6 protein-coding genes are annotated in these 17202 nt (G+C 54.2%); all 6 read right to left on the bottom strand.

Translation table 11 applies throughout. The features are described from left to right. Positions 1-2: 2 nt before the first annotated feature. From JI735_RS16860 to JI735_RS16835, 6 genes are read right to left on the bottom strand one after another with little or no spacing between them, the layout of a single operon-like run. On the bottom strand, positions 3-938 hold the full coding sequence (locus tag JI735_RS16860) for a KR prefix domain-containing protein (RefSeq protein ID WP_202677593.1): 936 nt from the start codon (positions 936-938) through the stop codon (positions 3-5). Beyond that, positions 908-2140 carry an acyltransferase domain-containing protein gene (locus JI735_RS16855; protein ID WP_411830127.1) on the bottom strand — a complete coding sequence of 411 codons (1233 nt, stop codon included), beginning with the start codon at positions 2138-2140 and terminating at the stop codon, positions 908-910. Before JI735_RS16855 ends, JI735_RS16860 begins: the two co-directional genes overlap by 31 nt. Continuing rightward, entirely contained in the window at positions 2140-3480 is a 1341-nt protein-coding gene (locus JI735_RS16850) for a type I polyketide synthase (RefSeq protein WP_202677591.1), read from the bottom strand. Before JI735_RS16850 ends, JI735_RS16855 begins: the two co-directional genes overlap by 1 nt. Further along, positions 3473-13444 carry a non-ribosomal peptide synthetase/type I polyketide synthase gene (locus JI735_RS16845; RefSeq protein ID WP_233476482.1) on the bottom strand — a complete coding sequence of 3324 codons (9972 nt, stop codon included), beginning with the start codon at positions 13442-13444 and terminating at the stop codon, positions 3473-3475. Before JI735_RS16845 ends, JI735_RS16850 begins: the two co-directional genes overlap by 8 nt. After that, entirely contained in the window at positions 13417-16005 is a 2589-nt protein-coding gene (locus JI735_RS16840) for a non-ribosomal peptide synthetase (RefSeq protein WP_202677589.1), read from the bottom strand. The genes JI735_RS16845 and JI735_RS16840 overlap by 28 nt, the downstream gene beginning before the upstream one ends. Beyond that, positions 16002-17168: an acyl-CoA dehydrogenase family protein gene (locus JI735_RS16835; protein ID WP_051051832.1), complete on the bottom strand. Its 1167-nt coding sequence runs from the start codon at positions 17166-17168 to the stop codon at positions 16002-16004. Before JI735_RS16835 ends, JI735_RS16840 begins: the two co-directional genes overlap by 4 nt. Positions 17169-17202 lie beyond the last annotated feature (34 nt).

Genomic DNA, 17202 nt, shown 5'->3' with positions numbered 1-17202 from the left:
AGTCAGGACATACACACCGTTAGTCCGGAACAGATCCGGCTTGACGATCTGCGGTTCCAGCTTGATAGGCTGATAGATTGGAACCCATCTTTGGAGCCCCGGTAAGAAACCTGCCGGTCACGATGTTCGCCGCCCAGCTCCTCTAACAGCATCCCGGCCAATTGCTTGGCCTCTTCCCCTGTTTCTACAGAAGCAGACTGGATGTCTACGGTCAGATGCCGGATATGCTGCATTTCCTGCGGAACCACCAGGCCCAGCCCAATCAAAGGGGCATTCTCCGGGTGCAGCGTTTCCTGCCCCGTCACAGAGAATACTTCATCCGTCACAACTGCAATCCGGACCGCCTTGTGTCTGCTGAATTGATGGAGGCATTGGACAATATAGGTGACACTGTAAAACCCGTTTTTTTGGCTTTCATGAAAGCCGGCGGCATCCAAAGGCGCGGAAACCCGGTTCTCCAGGCTCCACAGATGAATCAGGTTATCCGCCTCTACCTGTTTCTCTTGCAGGACCGCAAACAGTTGTTGGTAATCCGCAGGCGATTCCGGTTGAACCGTATATTCGCTGTCATCGTGCATACTAAATTCATGACCGCGATACACGGTAATTACGCGCTGCCCGCTGCTCCGTAACGCCTGCAGCAGTTCCCTGCTGATCAAATCATGGTTCGCAAAAAGAAGGCAGAGCTGCCCGCCCAGCAGCCCGGCTGCCAGCGGCAGCGCCTTCTGCTGCCAGAGCGGGAGATAAAACCAGTCTTCCATATGCGGCTGTTTTGGCAAAAGCGAATGCTTTCCCTTCTGTTGACCCTCCAGCATGTCAAACGGGTTGCCCTCCATTCCATACGATTCCCGTTCAAAAGGATAAGCCGGCAGGGAAAGCCTGTTTCTTCGCTCATATGCGTACAGCTTCATCCATTCAATGCTGTGTCCCGCCCCCATAACTGGCCTAACCGGGTGTACAGATAGGTCTGATCCTCCACGTTTTCCTGCGGATTTCGGATGAGGTTAAGGATCGTATGCGACGAATCACGGTGTACAAAGTATCTCAAGAGCGCACTCAAATTCCGGTCCGGGCCTACTTCGAGAAAGGTCAGCGCTTCTTCCTTCAAGATTTCCTGCAAGCCATCTGCAAAACGGATCGAATCGGTTAACTGCTGGCCCCAATACCCCGGATCGGTTGCTTCCTCATCGGTAATCCAGTTCCCGCTGAGGTTCGAAATAAACGGAATTTGCGGCGGATACAAACGGATTTGCTTCATTTCTTCCGCAAATGCCTCCCTGACCGGTTCCATCACCGCAGAATGAAGGGCATAAGACGTGTCCAGGCGGATGCAGATTTGCCGCAAGGATTTCAGTTGCTCCTCAAACTGTTCAACCGCCGGCCGGGTTCCGCCAACCACGCAAGAAGGGCCGTTCACAATGCTTAAGGAGACGTCCGGCGGGAGCAGGGGCCGCAGCTCTTCCTCCGTCATCGGAACGCTGAGCATAGCGCCTTCCTCCGTCCCCTTAATCATCTGTCCCCGCCGGATAATCACGCGGATGGCGTCTTCCAGCACAAAAACGCCTGCCAGACAAGCGGCGGCGAATTCTCCAAAGCTGTAGCCAATCATATATTTCGGCATGATCCCTAGCTCTATAAGATATTTGCCAAGGGCGTACTCAAAGATAAAGACCACCATTTGATTGATATCAATCCGGTTGATCTTGTGAACAGCTTCATCCCGTGCTTCCTGCGGGAAAAGGATTGCTTTCATAGAGAAATCCAAGTGGCTGTCCAGCAGGTCAAAACATCTATCGAGTTCTTGCTTAAAAAGAGGCTCCGTACGATACAGCCCCAGTCCCATATCCACGTACTGATTGCCCAGCCCCGGAAACATGAATACGATCGGCTTGTTTTCCTGTTCGACGGTACTCGTGAATACTTTCCGTGAAGGCTTTCCTTTCTCATTGCCAAGCGGCTGTAGCATTTCCGGAAGTTCGCCCGTATGGTTCGCCACGACAAACCGTCTGTGCCCGAAATCCGTTCTCCCGACCTGCAGGGTGTAGGCCAAATCCGCCAAGGGCACCTCGGGGTGGTTCCTGATATAGGCCGCCAGATTGCTGCTGTGCTGCTCCAATGCGCTTCTGCTTTTTGCCGAAATCAGAATAAGCTGTGAATCTCTTCCCTTCGACGACCTTGGCGGCGGGGGGCTTCTTCCAAAACGATATGCGCATTCGTGCCGCCGATTCCAAACGAGCTGACCCCGGCTCTGAGCGGGTCGCCTTCACCCGATAAATCGGACAGCTTACCATTCACCACGAAGGGGGAATCCGCCAGATTGATTTTCGGATTTAGCTTGGTAAAGTGCAGGGTAGGCGGCAGCAATCTGTGCTGTAAACTGAGCGTTGCCTTGATAAAGCCGGCGACACCTGCCGCCGCATCGAGATGGCCGATGTTCGACTTCACCGAACCGATCCGGCAGACCTCTTCACTGTTTCCAAAAGCAGCTTTTAACGCCTCCAGCTCAATCGGATCTCCCAAAACCGTACCTGTTCCATGCGTCTCAACAAATTGGATCGACGCGGCAGTCACCTCGGCCAGCTGCTGGGCCGTTTGTATGACTTCAGCCTGTCCTTCCACGCTTGGGGCCGTGTAGGCGCTTTTGCGGTTTCCATCGTTATTGATCGCTGAGCCTTTGATCACTGCATAAATATGATCTCCGTCTTGGACAGCCTCTTCAAATCGCTTCAGGACGACCACCCCGGCCCCATTTCCCGGGACAGAGCCTTGCCCCTCCTCATCAAACGCCTTGCAGTGCCCATCCGGCGACAATATCATCCCCTCTTGGTACTGATAGCCTGATTTAAGCGGCAGGGTAATGCTCGCACCGCCCGCCAAGGCGATATCGCATTCACCATTGAGCAGCGCCTGAGCCGCAAGGTGAATGGTAACGAGCGAGGTTGAACAGGCTGTATTGACCGTCAGACTCGGCCCTTTTAGGTTGAGGCGGTGGGAAATCAGCGTCGACATATAATCCTTGTTCGCGAACTGGTTCGCAGTAAATGGACCGAGCAGCCGGGCAGATTCCGATAAATAGGAAAGCGCCTGCCAGTAGAGGCTGCCCGCCGCACCCGCATATAATCCGATCAAACCCGGGTACGTGCCGGGACAATAACCGGCATCCTCCAGCGCTTCCCAGACACATTCATGAAAGATGCGCACCTGCGGGTCCATCACTTCGGCTTCCAGCGGCGAGTAGTTGAAAAAGGAAGCGTCAAACTGATCACTGCTCTCCAGATAGCCTTTGGCGCGGACATAATCCGGATGGGACACCGCTGCCGGTTCAATCCCGCTCTCCAGCAATTCATCCGCAGTGAAAAATGTAATGGATTCTTTGCCGTTTACCAAATTGTCCCAGAAGGTATGAACGTCCGCCGCACCCGGAAATCTGGCCGACATGCCAATGACTGCAATCTCAAGTCCGTTTGTTTGTTTACTCATCTCGGTTTATCCCTTTTCTTTTTGATAATCTTTGCGCTCTTTTCTCATTGCCCTGCAGCAGCAGCTCTCTCCGTCCGGCATTGCTTGCAGTGTGCCGGGCAGGGCTATTCTGCTTGTGGCTCAGGTAATCCAGAAGCGCTTCAATGGTGCGGTAACGGTACAGATTGGCGATTGAGATTTCAGCGTCTACATGCTGCTTCACCTGCTGATGCAGGATAATCACACTGAGGGAATCCCCTCCGATCTGGAAGAAGTCGTCACGAAGACCAACCTTGTCGATGTGCAAAACCTCTTTCCAGAGCTGTGACATCTGCTTTTCCAGCATCGTTTTCGGGTGAACATACCGCTCTTTCTCGACACGTATTTCCATTTGGGAAAGTGTCTTCCGGTCAGCCTTCCCGCTGGAGGTATGGGGCAGCGCATCCAGTTGCGTATAAAAGACCGGAACCATATAAGCCGGCAATTCCCGGCGTAAATATTCCTTCAGCGCCTCAGTTTCGATCCGCTCCCTGGCCGTAAAATAGGCGCAGAGCACCTTGGTCTCTGCCTGTGCCCCCTGGCTCACCACGACAGCCGTTTCAATCCGGCTGTCATATTTCTGGATGGCGGACTCGATCTCCCCCAGCTCGATCCGGTAGCCCCGCAGCTTGATCTGGGTATCCTTTCTCCCCAGATACTCGATATTCCCGTCTTCCCGCCACCGGGCCAGGTCCCCCGTGAAATACAGCCGCTCTTCCGGCAGCCCCGGCAGCGTCCTGAATTTCTCCGCCGTGAGCTCCGGCCGGTTGAGGTACCCCTTCGCCAGTTGCACACCGCCGATGCACAGTTCTCCCGGAATGCCCACCGGCACCAGCCCGCCTTCTTCGGATACGATATACAGGCGGGTGTTCGCCACTGGCTTGCCGATCGGAATCAGCGGGTCTGCCGGATGCACCTCATAGGAGCTGACATCAATGGTCGCTTCGGTAGGTCCGTACAGGTTATGCAGTTCAACCCCCTCGACCCTGCGGAAAAACCGCTCCTTCACTTCAAGCGTCAGCTCTTCACCGCTGCATATGCAGCGCTTCAGCTGCCCCAATGACGCATTCTCCGGCAGCGCATGCACAAAACCCGACAGCATCGAAGGCACAAAATGCAGCGTCGTTATTCCCTGCTCGTTGATCAGCTGACACAGATAATCCGGGTCTTTTTCCCCGCCCGGCTTCGCCAGACAGAGCACTCCCCCGGTCATCAGCGGGAGGAACAGCTCCCAGACCGATACGTCAAAGGTATAAGTGGTCTTTTGCAGAACGACCTCCCGCTCGTCCATTCCGTACGCCTCCGCCATCCAGCGCAGACGGTTCACCAGCCCCCCGTGCGTCAGCATGACCCCTTTGGGTTTGCCTGTTGAGCCGGAGGTGTAGAGCACATAAGCCAAATGATGCGGGAGGATGTCCAGTGCGACATTGTCCCGTTCGTACCCTGCATAGACGGCTTCCTCTTCCACATCCACAGCGGCTACGCCCAGGGCGGCCGCCTGGTCCATGAAAGCAGTCTGGGTCAATACGAGCTTTAGCCCGCTGTCTTGAATCAAATAGCCGATCCGTTCCGCCGGATAGTCCGGGTCGAGCGGGAGATAGGCGCAGCCCGCTTTCTCGATCCCCAGCAAGCCGATAATCATCGCCGGGGAGCGCTCCGCCAGGATGCCGATGATCTCATCCCGCTGGCAGCCCCGATCCCGCAGCAGGCGGGCCACCTGGTTAGCCCGCTCATTCAGCTCGCGGTAGGTCAGGCGTTGCCCTTCCCAGACGACTGCCGTTTCGTCTCCCCTCTTCTCCGCTTGCTGTTCGATCAGCGTGATGATGCTCTGGCTGAGGTCATACCCGGCCTCGGTCCGATTGAATCCGTACTGCACCTGCTCCGCTTCCTCTGCCCCGAGCAGGCTAAGCTCCCGGATCGTCCGGCCGGGAGACTGCAGAACCTGCCGGACAATCTGCTGGTAATGTCCGCCCATCCGCTGAATCGTGGAGTCCTTGAACAGCGCGGTGGCGTACTCGATACTAAAGCCCATTTCCCCTTGCTCTTCCCAGGCCTGCAGCATCAGGTCAAACTTGGCAATGCCGCTGTGGAAATCGTAGCGCTGCACCTGAAGACCGGAGATATGCAGCTGGCTCCGGTCCCGCTGCTCCCAGGCAAACATGGTGTCGAAGAGCGGATTGCGGCTGACGTCCCGTTCCTTCTCAATGTCCTGCACCAGTTCTTCAAAGGGATACCCTTGGTGGTCAAAGGCATGCAGGCAATACTCCCGGACTTCCTGCAGATAGTCCAGCACCACCTTCGTTCCATCCGGGCGGCTGCGGAGGGCCAGCGTGTTGACAAAAGCCCCCACCGTGTCTTCCGTATCCACGCCCAAACGTCCGCCGACCGGCGTGCCGACCAGAACCTCTTGCTGGCCGCTGTATTTTGCTAACAAAATGGTAAAACAGCTAAGCAGCAGCATGTACGGCGTAATCTGATGGGTCTGGCAGAACGCTTGCAATGAGCCGCTGATTTCTTCGGTCCAGGCAAACGGGCGGAGCGCGCCCGCGAACTGCTTGATGGGCGGACGCCGGAAGTCGGTCGGCAGATTCAGCAGCTCGTACCCGTCTTTGTATTGCTCCAGCCAAAACGCCCGTTCCTCTTGCCAGAACGCCGACTCCCTGTTCTGCTGCCACACGGCGTAGTCCTTGTACTGAATCCGGGGCTCTTCAAGGGCCCGTCCCTCGTAATAGGCCAGGAAATCTCTGATCAATAACTCAATGGACAACCCGTCCGAGATAATATGATGCATATCGATCTGCAGGACATGGCATTCGTTCTCCACACGCACCAGCCCGATCCGGATCAGCGGAGCCTGCTCCAGCCGGAACGGTTGCACAAAGCCTTGCAATGTCTCTTCGACTCCGGCCCCCGGCAGATCGGAATATGCGATAGCTAACGCTGCGTGAGGGTCTATCTTTTGCACCAATGCTTGTCCGCTCAGTTCAAAGCTGGTCCGCAGCGCTTCATGCCGCCGGATCAGACCGTCGCATGCGGCTTGCACCCTCTCCCGGTCCAGCTTGCCGTGCAAGACAAACGCCCCCGGGATATTGTAGGCGGTGCTGTCCTCATCGAATTGCTGCAATGCATACAGCCTTTTCTGCTGGGAGGATACCGGATAGCACGCTGCTTCCGGCGCTTTCGGGATGGCTACGGCCTGACCCGGTGCCTGCCTCCGGATCACTGGCAGCAGTTCCCTGATCGTCGGGTTCGCAAAAATATCAAGGATGGTCACATGAATGTGAAAGGCTTCGGCTATTCTGGCTTTCAACACAATTGCTGTAAGAGAATTGCCGCCCAATTCAAAGAAGCTGTCGGACGGAGAAATACTCCCGCAGCCCAGCGTCTCTTTGAAAATGTTCTCCAGCATTTGCCCTTCCTTACTGGAGATAACCTCTGTCACCGGCTCCTTGCTGCTATGCCCTACAGCCGCTTCCGCCAAGGCTTTCCGGTCAGCCTTCCCGCTGGAGGTATGGGGCAGCGCATCCAGTTGCGCATAAAAAACCGGAACCATATACGATGGCAATTCCCGGCGTAAATATTCCCTTAACGCCTCAGTTTCGATTCGCTCCCTGGCTGTAAAGTAGGCGCAGAGCACTTTGGTCTCTGCCTGTGCCCCCTGGCTCACCACGACAGCCGTTTCAATCCGGCTGTCATATTTCTGGATGGCGGACTCGATCTCCCCCAGCTCGATCCGGTAGCCCCGCAGCTTGATCTGGGTATCCTTTCTCCCCAGATACTCGATATTCCCGTCTTCCCGCCACCGGGCCAGGTCCCCCGTGAAATACAGCCGCTCTTCCGGCAGCCCCGGCAGCGTCCTGAATTTCTCCGCCGTGAGCTCCGGCCGGTTGAGGTACCCCTTCGCCAGTTGCACACCGCCGATGCACAGTTCTCCCGGAATGCCCACCGGCACCAGCCCGCCTTCTTCCGATACGATATACAGGCAGGTGTTCGCCACTGGCTTGCCGATCGGAATCAGCGGGTCTGCCGGATGCACCTCATAAGAGCTGACATCAATGGTCGCTTCGGTAGGTCCGTACAGGTTATGCAGTTCAACCCCCTCGCCCCTGCGGAAAAACCGCTCCTTCACTTCAAGCGTCAGCTCTTCACCGCTGCATATGCAGCGCTTCAGCTGCCCCAATGACGCATTCTCCGGCAGCGCATGCACAAAACCCGACAGCATCGAAGGCACGAAATGCAGCGTCGTTATTCCCTGACTGCGGATCAGCTGAACCAGATAATCCGGGTCTTTTTCCCCGCCCGGCTTCGCCAGACAGAGCACTCCCCCGGTCATCAGCGGGAGGAACAGCTCCCAGACCGATACGTCAAAGGTATAAGTGGTCTTTTGCAGAACGACCTCCCGCTCGTCCATTCCGTACGCCTCCGCCATCCAGCGCAGACGGTTCACCAGCCCCCCGTGCGTCAGCAGGACCCCTTTGGGTTTGCCTGTTGAGCCGGAGGTGTAGAGTACATAAGCCAAATGATGCGGGAGGATGTCCAGTGCGACATTGTCGCGTTCATACCCTGCATAGATGGCTTCCTCTTCCACATCCACAGCGGTTACGCCCAGGGCGGTAGCCTGAGATGCGAAGGCGGTCTGGGTCAATACGGTCTTTAGCCCGCTGTCTGCGATCAAATAGCCGATCCGTTCCGCCGGATAGTCCGGGTCCAGCGGGAGATAGGCGCAGCCCGCTTTCTCAATCCCCAGCAAGCCGATGATCATCGCCGGGGAGCGCTCCGCCAGGATGCCGATGATCTCATCCCGCTGGCAGCCCTGATCCCGCAGCAGGCGGGCCACCTGGTTGGCCCGCTCATTCAGCTCGCGGTAGGTCAGGCGTTGCCCTTCCCAGACGACTGCCGTTTCGCCTCCCCTCTTCTCCGCTTGCTGTTCGATCAGCGTGATGATGCTCTGACTGAGGTCATACCCGGCCTCCGTCTGATTGAATCCGTACTGTACCTGCTCTGCTTCCTCTGCCCCGAGCAGGCTAAGCTCCCGGATCGTCCGGCCGGGAGATTGCAGAACCTGCCGGACAATCTGCTGGTAATGTCCGCCCATCCGCTGAATCGTCGAGTCCTTGAACAGCGCGGTGGCGTACTCGATGCTAAAGCCCATTTCCCCTTGCTCTTCCCAGGCCTGCAGCATCAGGTCAAACTTGGCAATACCGCTGTGGAAATCGTAGCGCTGCACCTGGAGACCGGAGATATGCAGCTGGCTCCGGTCCCGCTGCTCCCAGGCAAACATGGTGTCGAAGAGCGGATTGCGGCTGACGTCCCGTTCCTTCTCAATGTCCTGCACCAGTTCTTCAAAGGGATACCCTTGGTGGTCAAAGGCATGCAGGCAATACTCCCGGACTTCCTGCAGATAGTCCAGCACCACCTTCGTTCCATCCGGGCGGCTGCGGAGGGCCAGCGTGTTGACAAAAGCCCCCACCGTGTCTTCCGTATCCACGCCCAAACGTCCGCCGACCGGCGTGCCGACCAGAACCTCTTGCTGGCCGCTGTATTTTGCTAACAAAATGGTAAAGCAGCTAAGCAGCAGCATGTACGGCGTAATCTGATGGGTCTGGCAGAACGCTTGCAATGAGCCGCTGATTTCTTCGGTCCAGGCAAACGGGCGGAGCGCGCCCGCGAACTGCTTGATGGGCGGACGCCGGAAGTCGGTCGGCAGATTCAGCAGCTCGTACCCGTCTTTGTATTGCTCCAGCCAAAACGCCCGTTCCTCTTGCCAGAACGCCGACTCCCTGTTCTGCTGCCACACGGCGTAGTCCTTGTACTGAATCCGGGGCTCTTCAAGGGCCCGTCCCTCGTAATAGGCCAGGAAATCTCTGATCAATAGCTCAATGGACAGCCCGTCCGAGATAATATGATGCATATCGATCTGCAGGACATGGCATTCGTTCTCCACACGCACCAGCCGGATCCGGATCAGCGGGGCCTGCTCCAGCCGGAACGGTTGCACAAAGCCTTGCAATGTCTCTTCTACTCCGGCCCCCGGCAGATCGGAATATGCGATAGCTAACGCTGCGTGAGGGTCTATCTTTTGCACCAGCGCTTGTCCGCTCAGTTCAAAGCTGGTCCGCAGCGCTTCATGCCGCCGGATCAGACCGTCGCATGCGGCTTGCACCCGCTCCCGGTCCAGCTTGCCGTGCAAGACAAACGCCCCCGGGATATTGTAGGCGGTGCTGTCCTCATCGAATTGCTGCAATGCATACAGCCTTTTTTGCTGGGAGGATACCGGATAGCACGCTGCTTCCGGCGCTTTCGGGATGGCAACGGCCTGACCCGGTGCCTGCCTCTGAATCACTGGCAGCAGTTCCCTGATTGTCGGGTTTTGGAACACCTCGTGCATGGTTAATTGAACGCGGAACGCGTCTGTAACCTTCGAGATAAATGAAATCACCTTCAGCGAATCGAATCCCCGCTCGAACAGATCATCATCCTCGCCAATAGTTGTGCCGCCGATGATATCCGTTACCATCTGTGCAAGAATGGCGGCTTCACTGCTCATTGGCTTTGGTTCAGCTTGAACCGGACTTGCTTCCGACTCCGCCGGTGCTTCCGGCAAGTCATAAGGGGCCTGACCTGCTACGGCCTCAACGGCCGGACTGCCCATGCCATAACGAAAATCCCGGAGCCAATAGCGTTTTTTCTCAAACGGGTAGCCCGGCAGGGGCACTCTTCTTCGTTGTTCATTGCTGTAGAAGCGGCTCCAATCCACACTAACCCCGTTTACCCATAATTGTGCGACCGTCCTTAACAAATACTCGTCGTCCGCTGTTTTTTTACGTTCGACCCGTATGGTATCGAGCAGCTTCTGCTTGCGGTCAGGCTGCATAAACCGCTGAACCAGCGTGCATAGATTCCGCCCTGGGCCGATCTCGATAAACAGGGTATTCTCTTGCGGCGCAAGCTTTTTGAATCCTTCGGCAAAACGCACAGGCTCCCGCAAATGACGTACCCAATGCTCCGGGCTCGCCGCCTCCTCCGGCGTGATTACATCCCCGGTCAGACTGGACACAAAAGGAACAGCCGGCGGATTACAAGTCACCCTCTGAACGCATTCCCTGAATTCGCTGATCATCGAATCAAGCATTTTGGAATGGCCCGCGTGAGAAATCTGCAGTCTCATGCTGATCAATTTCTTGCTCTTGAGCAAGGCTTCAAAGGCGGCAATGCTGTCCTTGCTTCCAGATACAATACAAGACTCGTCGTTAACAGCAGCAACCGACAGAGCCGGTGGTAGAATCTGCAGCAAATCCGCCTCCTGGAGCGGAACCGTGATCATGAGCCCTTCAGGAAGTTTCTCCATAAGGACTCCCCGGTGATAGGTCAGAAACAAGGCATCATGCAAGGAAAACACACCCGCCAGACACGCGGCGACATACTCTCCGATGCTGTACCCGATCATGCTCAGCGGCTCTACCTGCCAATTCATCAGCAGCCATGCCAAAGAATATTCCAGAGCAAAATGAAGGGGCTGGGAAACGCTCTGTCTGTGAATGTGGCGCTCCGCTTGCTGCTCCCGGCCATCCGGGAATAAAAAATCCTGATAGCGCAAACCGGAGATCTCCTGCAAAATCGTCAGGCATTCATTCAGTTTGTCCCGGAAAACCGGCTCATGCCGATAGAGATCCAGAGCCATATTCACATATTCTGCACCTTGGCCCGAAAACATGAATACAACGGATGGGGCCTGCTCCGTAACAATGGCATCCCATCTTTTGGCTGTTTCCTTTGCCGTGAGAATATCTATGGCCTCTTTGGTTTCCGTGCAGAGAAAAGCGGAACGGTGGGCAAAACTTTTCCGTCCCACTTTCAAGGTATAGGCGGCATCAGCCAAATGCACGCCGGGGCTGCGTCTGAACGACTCTCTTACTTTTCCCTTCAAATTGTTCAACGCAGGCTCCGTTTTTGCGGATAGAGTCATGATTACGTATCGTCTATGGGCAGGACCCGAGTCCACCTGCGGCGCTTCTTCCAGAATCACGTGCGCATTGCTTCCCCCTTGCCCAAACGAGCTTACCCCCGCCCGCAGCGGATAATTGTCCTCATTCCGCAAATCTAGAAGCCGGGTATTCACATAAAATGGCGAATCCTCCAATACGATATGTGCATTGATCTCATCACAGTTGAGTGAAGCAGGAATCATTCTTTTTTGCAGGGACATGGATGTTTTCATCAGCCCTGCGATTCCAGCGGCAGCTTCCAGATGTCCGATATTCGTTTTGACCGAGCCCAGTCCGCAATAATTTTTCTTACTCGTGTTGAAGGCCCGTTTTAGCCCTTCGATTTCTACCGGATCACCCAGTACGGTTCCCGTCCCGTGCGCTTCAATATAATGAATTTGCTCGGAGCCAATACCGGAACGCTGAATGGCCTTTTGGATGACCGCCGCCTGTCCTTCAGCGCTTGGAGCGGAATATCCCGCTTTACGGTTTCCATCATTATTGACGGCAGTGGATTTGATAATAGAATAAATGTGATCCCCGTCAGCAAGCGCATTCTTTAAGCGTTTCAGGACGACCAGTCCTACTCCGTTGCCGGTCACGGTGCCTGTTGCCTTTTTCTCAAAGGCTCTGCAATGACCGTCCTTGGACAGGACCATTCCCTCCTGGTGGATATAGCCCATTTCGTCAAGCAGCGTAACCGCAGCCCCTCCGGCAACCGCAATGTCACAATCGCCAAAAAGCAGGTCCTTATAAGCACGGTCGATGGCCACAAGCGAGGTGGAGCAGGCGGTTTGGACGGTGATCGCCGGGCCCCGCAGATTCATGCGATAGGCAATCAGCGTAGCGAACGAATTGCTGTTCATGTTGTAGATTTGATATTGATCAGAGGCATACAGGGAAGGACTGAACTTCTCGGGTACCCAATAAATATTATAAGAAGAGCCGATATACAGTCCGATTGCTCCGGGGTAGGACTCCGGTTCATATCCGGCATCCTCCAGCGCATGCCAGGCACACTCGTGGAGCAAGCGGATTTGCGGGTCCATCCACTTGGCTTCGGCAACGGTATACCCAAAGAAATCGGCATCAAAGCAATCGCTGTCATCGAGCTTTCCTTTTGCCCTTACATACTTGGGATTGTTCAAAAGCTCACTGTCCATCCCAAGTGCCTTCAATTCTTCATCGGTATAAAACTTGATCGCTTCTTTCCCGCTCACCAGGTTGCTCCAGAACTGCTCCTTGTCAGCAGCCCCCGGAAACCGGCCGGCCATCCCGATAATAGCCACATCCGTATCCTGGAAATCCAGGATTGGAGGCTGAAAAGCTTTGGATTCTGCAGGTTGCTGCCGGGCTTCGCCCGCTGTTCTTGTCATAGTATCATTGCAGTAACTGACAAATTCATGGATCGTCGGATAGTCAAAAATGGTTTGGACCGGGATCTCCATGTTCAAGCGGGCCTTTAATTCATTACATAGATGAATGACCTTCACCGAGTCGCCGCCTATGTCAAAGAAGCGGTTGAATATGCCCACGCTCTCAAGCTTCAGCACCTTTTTCCAAATCGCTGCAACCTCATTTTCCAGCTTGCTGCGCGGCTCCACCAGCTTTCCGGACGGAACCATGCGGCCGGTTTTCATCTGGGCAAGTGCTTTCCGGTCCACCTTCAGATTACTCGTATAGGGAATCTCGCCGATGGGATACAAGTTGGCCGGCACTGCATAATATGGGAGTTTGCTCTTGAGAAAAGCCTGGAAATCCTCCCGGTCAAATCCGCTGCCCGTCACCAGATAAGCGGCCAGTGCCGCGCCGCCAGCCTCTTTCACTTCGATGACCACTGCATCTTTTACAGCAGGATAGCTTTTGATTGTGCTTTCAATTCCTTCAATTTCGATGCGGTGTCCCCTGATTTTGACCTGGCCATCGTTTCTTCCTACGAACTGAAGTCTTCCATCCGGCAGCCAATACGCATAATCACCGGTACAATACAGCCTCTCCCCGGATGATACGGATTATTAATGAACTTATCGCTGGTTAAACCGGGCTGGTTAAGATATCCTTGGGCCACACCTTTCCCGGAGATGCATAGTTCCCCCGGATAACCCAAGGGCCGCAGATGTTTGTCTTTGGATAAAATATAGATTCCTGTATTAGCAATGGGTTTCCCGATAGACAGCGTATCCTCAAGCTCCTGTACGGTAGACCATACTGTCGTTTCCGTCGGCCCGTACACATTGTAGATCTGTTGGTCTGTGATCTTGCGCAAGGATTGGTAGAGGTCTTCGGGAAACCCCTCTCCGCCGATCAGAATTTTTCCCGGCTGCTGAAGGCAACCGGCTAATGAAGAGTCTACAAGCATCCTCATACGTGATGGTGTCGCTTGGAGAATATCGATGGACTCCTGTTCGATCAACCGCAATATGGCATCGGGTTCCTTCTGTACCCAATCGGGGGCGAGCACAAGGTTCATGCCCAAACAAAGCGGCAGCAAGGATTCCAGGACGAATATATCAAAGGAATAGGTCGTGAGCGCCAATACCTTATCATCAGGCCGGAATCCGATCCGCTTGTCCATGCCAAAGATAAAATTCACTACGTTGCCATGGCTGACCATAACGCCCTTGGGCGCTCCCGTCGATCCCGACGTATAGATCACATAAGCAAGATTCTCCGGGGTTGACGGATGTATGCCGGCTTCACAGGGGAATCGGAGGATATCCTGTAAACCGTAATGTCCCTGCAGCGCGTCTTGATCCATACATAAGAGCGTCTGGCGGACCGGCTGCTTCCCCTTCATGCCCATTAAGGCATCCGTGTACTTCTGGACGGTGATGATTACTTCGATCTGCCCGTCCTGTACCATGGCGGCCATCCGTTCCTCCGGCAGAATGGGATCAATCGGTACGTAAGCTCCTCCGGATTTCAAAATTCCAAGCATCGCAATCAGCAGCTCAGGCCGTCTATCCATACAGATGCCAACCAGCTGGTTAGGCTGAATCCCCTTACCGGTTAAAAAATTCGCCAACTGATTAGCTTGTTCATTGAGCTGCCGGTAGGTATAGATCTGCCCTGCGTAATGAAGCGCAATCCGGTCTGGCTCCTTGTCCGCCTGCTCTTCAAATAGCTGATGAATGGTTTTATCGGCCGGAACCATAACTTCCGTATTCGCAAATTCCAGCAGCAGCTTCCTTTGTTCCTCCGGAAACAAAAAATCGGCAGAAGCAACCAGTGCCGCCGGATGTTGAACGAGAGAAGACAGGATCAGCTGATATCGGGCTGCTGCCTCATGAATAAATGCCTCGCTATACATGCCGCTGTTATAATCCATAACGATTTCAATGGAGTTCCATAAGGTAATAAAGATGGACAGAGGATAATTGGTTTCCTCTCTATATGAGAAGGAATCGATAAGCATATTCCGACTATTCAAGTTATTTTGCAAAGGATAATTCTCGATCACCAGAATCGTATCAAATAATTCTTTTTCAAAATGCATTCCGCTGTATCGTTTGATATCCCTGAGCGGTGTGGAGCCATACTCTTTTCTTGCATTCAAAGAGACAAACACTTTCTCCAGAAGACCCTTGAAGGTTTCTTCCGGGTCAATCCTAAGCCTTAGCGGCAGCGTGTTAATAAACAAGCCGACCGTTTCTTCCCATCCGTGCAGCGCCTCTTCCCGGCCTGAGATGGTTGTGCCAAACACAATGTCCCTGCTGTCAGTATAAAATGCTTGAAGGATCGCCCAGGCTGCGTAAAGATAACAGCTTACCGAGTATTTCCCCTCCTGTTTGATCTCTTCATAGAGAAAAAGGGGCAGCTCCAGACGAAGCTGCTTTTTCCCCTCCGCTTGCTGCCCGGATGGACTGGCCGGAAGAATATCCTGCAGCCACACGGGATGAACCTCCTGCAGATACCCGGTCCAGAACCTTTCCTGCTCCGCTTTGTCCTTGTTTCTGGTCAGCCCGATAAATTCCTTATATCTTTTCTTGAGTGCTGCGGATGGCTGCTGCTGATTCAAGAAGAGCTGATAGGTCTCCATGAATTCATTCAGGATAATCCCCGTGCTCCACCCGTCAAACAAAATATGATGATGGCTCAGAATCATTTGATAGTCGGCTTCAGCGAATTGATACAGGCAGACGCGAAAAGCCCCCTCTGTTAAATCAAACGGACTGTTCCTGTCATCCTCCATAAGTTTTGTAATAAACACACTGCGTTCACCGATGCCCTGAGACGAAACATCGATGATCTGCAGAAATTGGGCCCGCTCTTTGAGAATAATCTGCACGGGCTCTTTGACGCCTTCCCAGCGAAAAACCGCCCGGAGCATCTCATTGCTGGAGACAACGTGCTGCCATGCCGCCTCAAAAGCGGAGAGATCAACCCGGGATGCAATGTGCAAACTCACCTGTTCGAAATAAAGGGAGCTGCCGGGCTCCTTCAAATAATGAAAGAGCATCCCTTCCTGCATCGAACTAAGAGAGATGATGTCACTCACTTGATTTGCATCCAGTTTTTTCATATTTCTTTAATCCTTTTTGGCTGATAATATTTATTTGCGCCATACAAGGCGATTATCTGCTGCTGAAGCTGTGAGGTCCCTTCAATGATTTCAAGGACTTTGGCCTCTCTGAACAGACGTTCCACCGGAAACCGTCTGCTGCATCCGTTGGCTCCGAGAACCTGAATGGCATCGGCGGCAGCCTTGTTGGCAACGGTAGACGAGAAATATTTGGCCGCTGTCGTGTGAATTGCAGTGTCCGGGTGATTTTCGATTCTCATCCGTGCAGCCTCCTTGCACAACGAACGCGCGGCCATAATCTTCGTGACATTATCTCCGATAATTCCCTTGATGAGCTGATGATGAAAGATTTTTTGCCCGGACTGGCTTCTTTTTCTGGCGTAAGTAACCATCACTTCCAAGGCCTCCTGCGCCAACCCTACACCCATCCATGCTACGTTGAAGCGCCCGTAGTCCAAGGCAAAATTGGCGATTCCGGCAAAACCCATCCCTTCCTTGCCAACCATCATTTCCGGCCCGACCTCAACACCGGTAAGCTCGATGTCAGCAAGCTGTGAGGCGGCGCAAGACAGCAGCCCCTGCATTTTTTTTATCTTCACGCCTTCCAGATTGCGGTCAACGAGAAAAGCACTGACGGCCTTGCTTGATTGTTCGGCAGCAATGACGATAAAAAAATCAGCGATTTCGCCGAAGGAGATCCATTTTTTCCGGCCGGTGATCCGGTAGTTGTCTCCAACTTTTTCGTAAGCGCTCTCAACATCCTTTGCACCGCTTCCCACGCCCGGCTCGGTCAACGCAAACGCACCAATCTTTTCACCCCTGGCAATGGGCAGGACATACTTCTCTTGTTGGTATTTCGTGCCCCAACGGATGAGCGTCTCGCCAACCAGACCCGTGCTTACCGTAAGCAGCATCGCGGCGGACAAGGCTCCTTTGCCGATCTCTTCAACCAGACTGCCATATTCAAGCGGATCCAGCTCCAGCCCTCCGAACTCTTCAGGGAAGCTTGCTCCCAGATACCCTTTCCGCCCCATCTTCCGGATTAACTCGCGGGGGAGAGCCTGCTGTTCTTCGAAATCAGCCGCGAAGGGCCGGATGTCTTCCTCGACAAACTGCTTTACTTCTTCCAGAATGCTTTGTGAGTTATTCCTTGTCATCGCCATTTTTCATTCATCCCATCATTAGATTGTATGTTCT

Origin of the sequence: Paenibacillus sonchi, from assembly GCF_016772475.1 — a bacterium.
GTDB classification, from domain to species: domain Bacteria; phylum Bacillota; class Bacilli; order Paenibacillales; family Paenibacillaceae; genus Paenibacillus_AQ; species Paenibacillus_AQ sonchi.
Note: the sequence above shows the minus strand (reverse complement) of the source record. Positions and strands in the feature narration are given on the sequence as shown.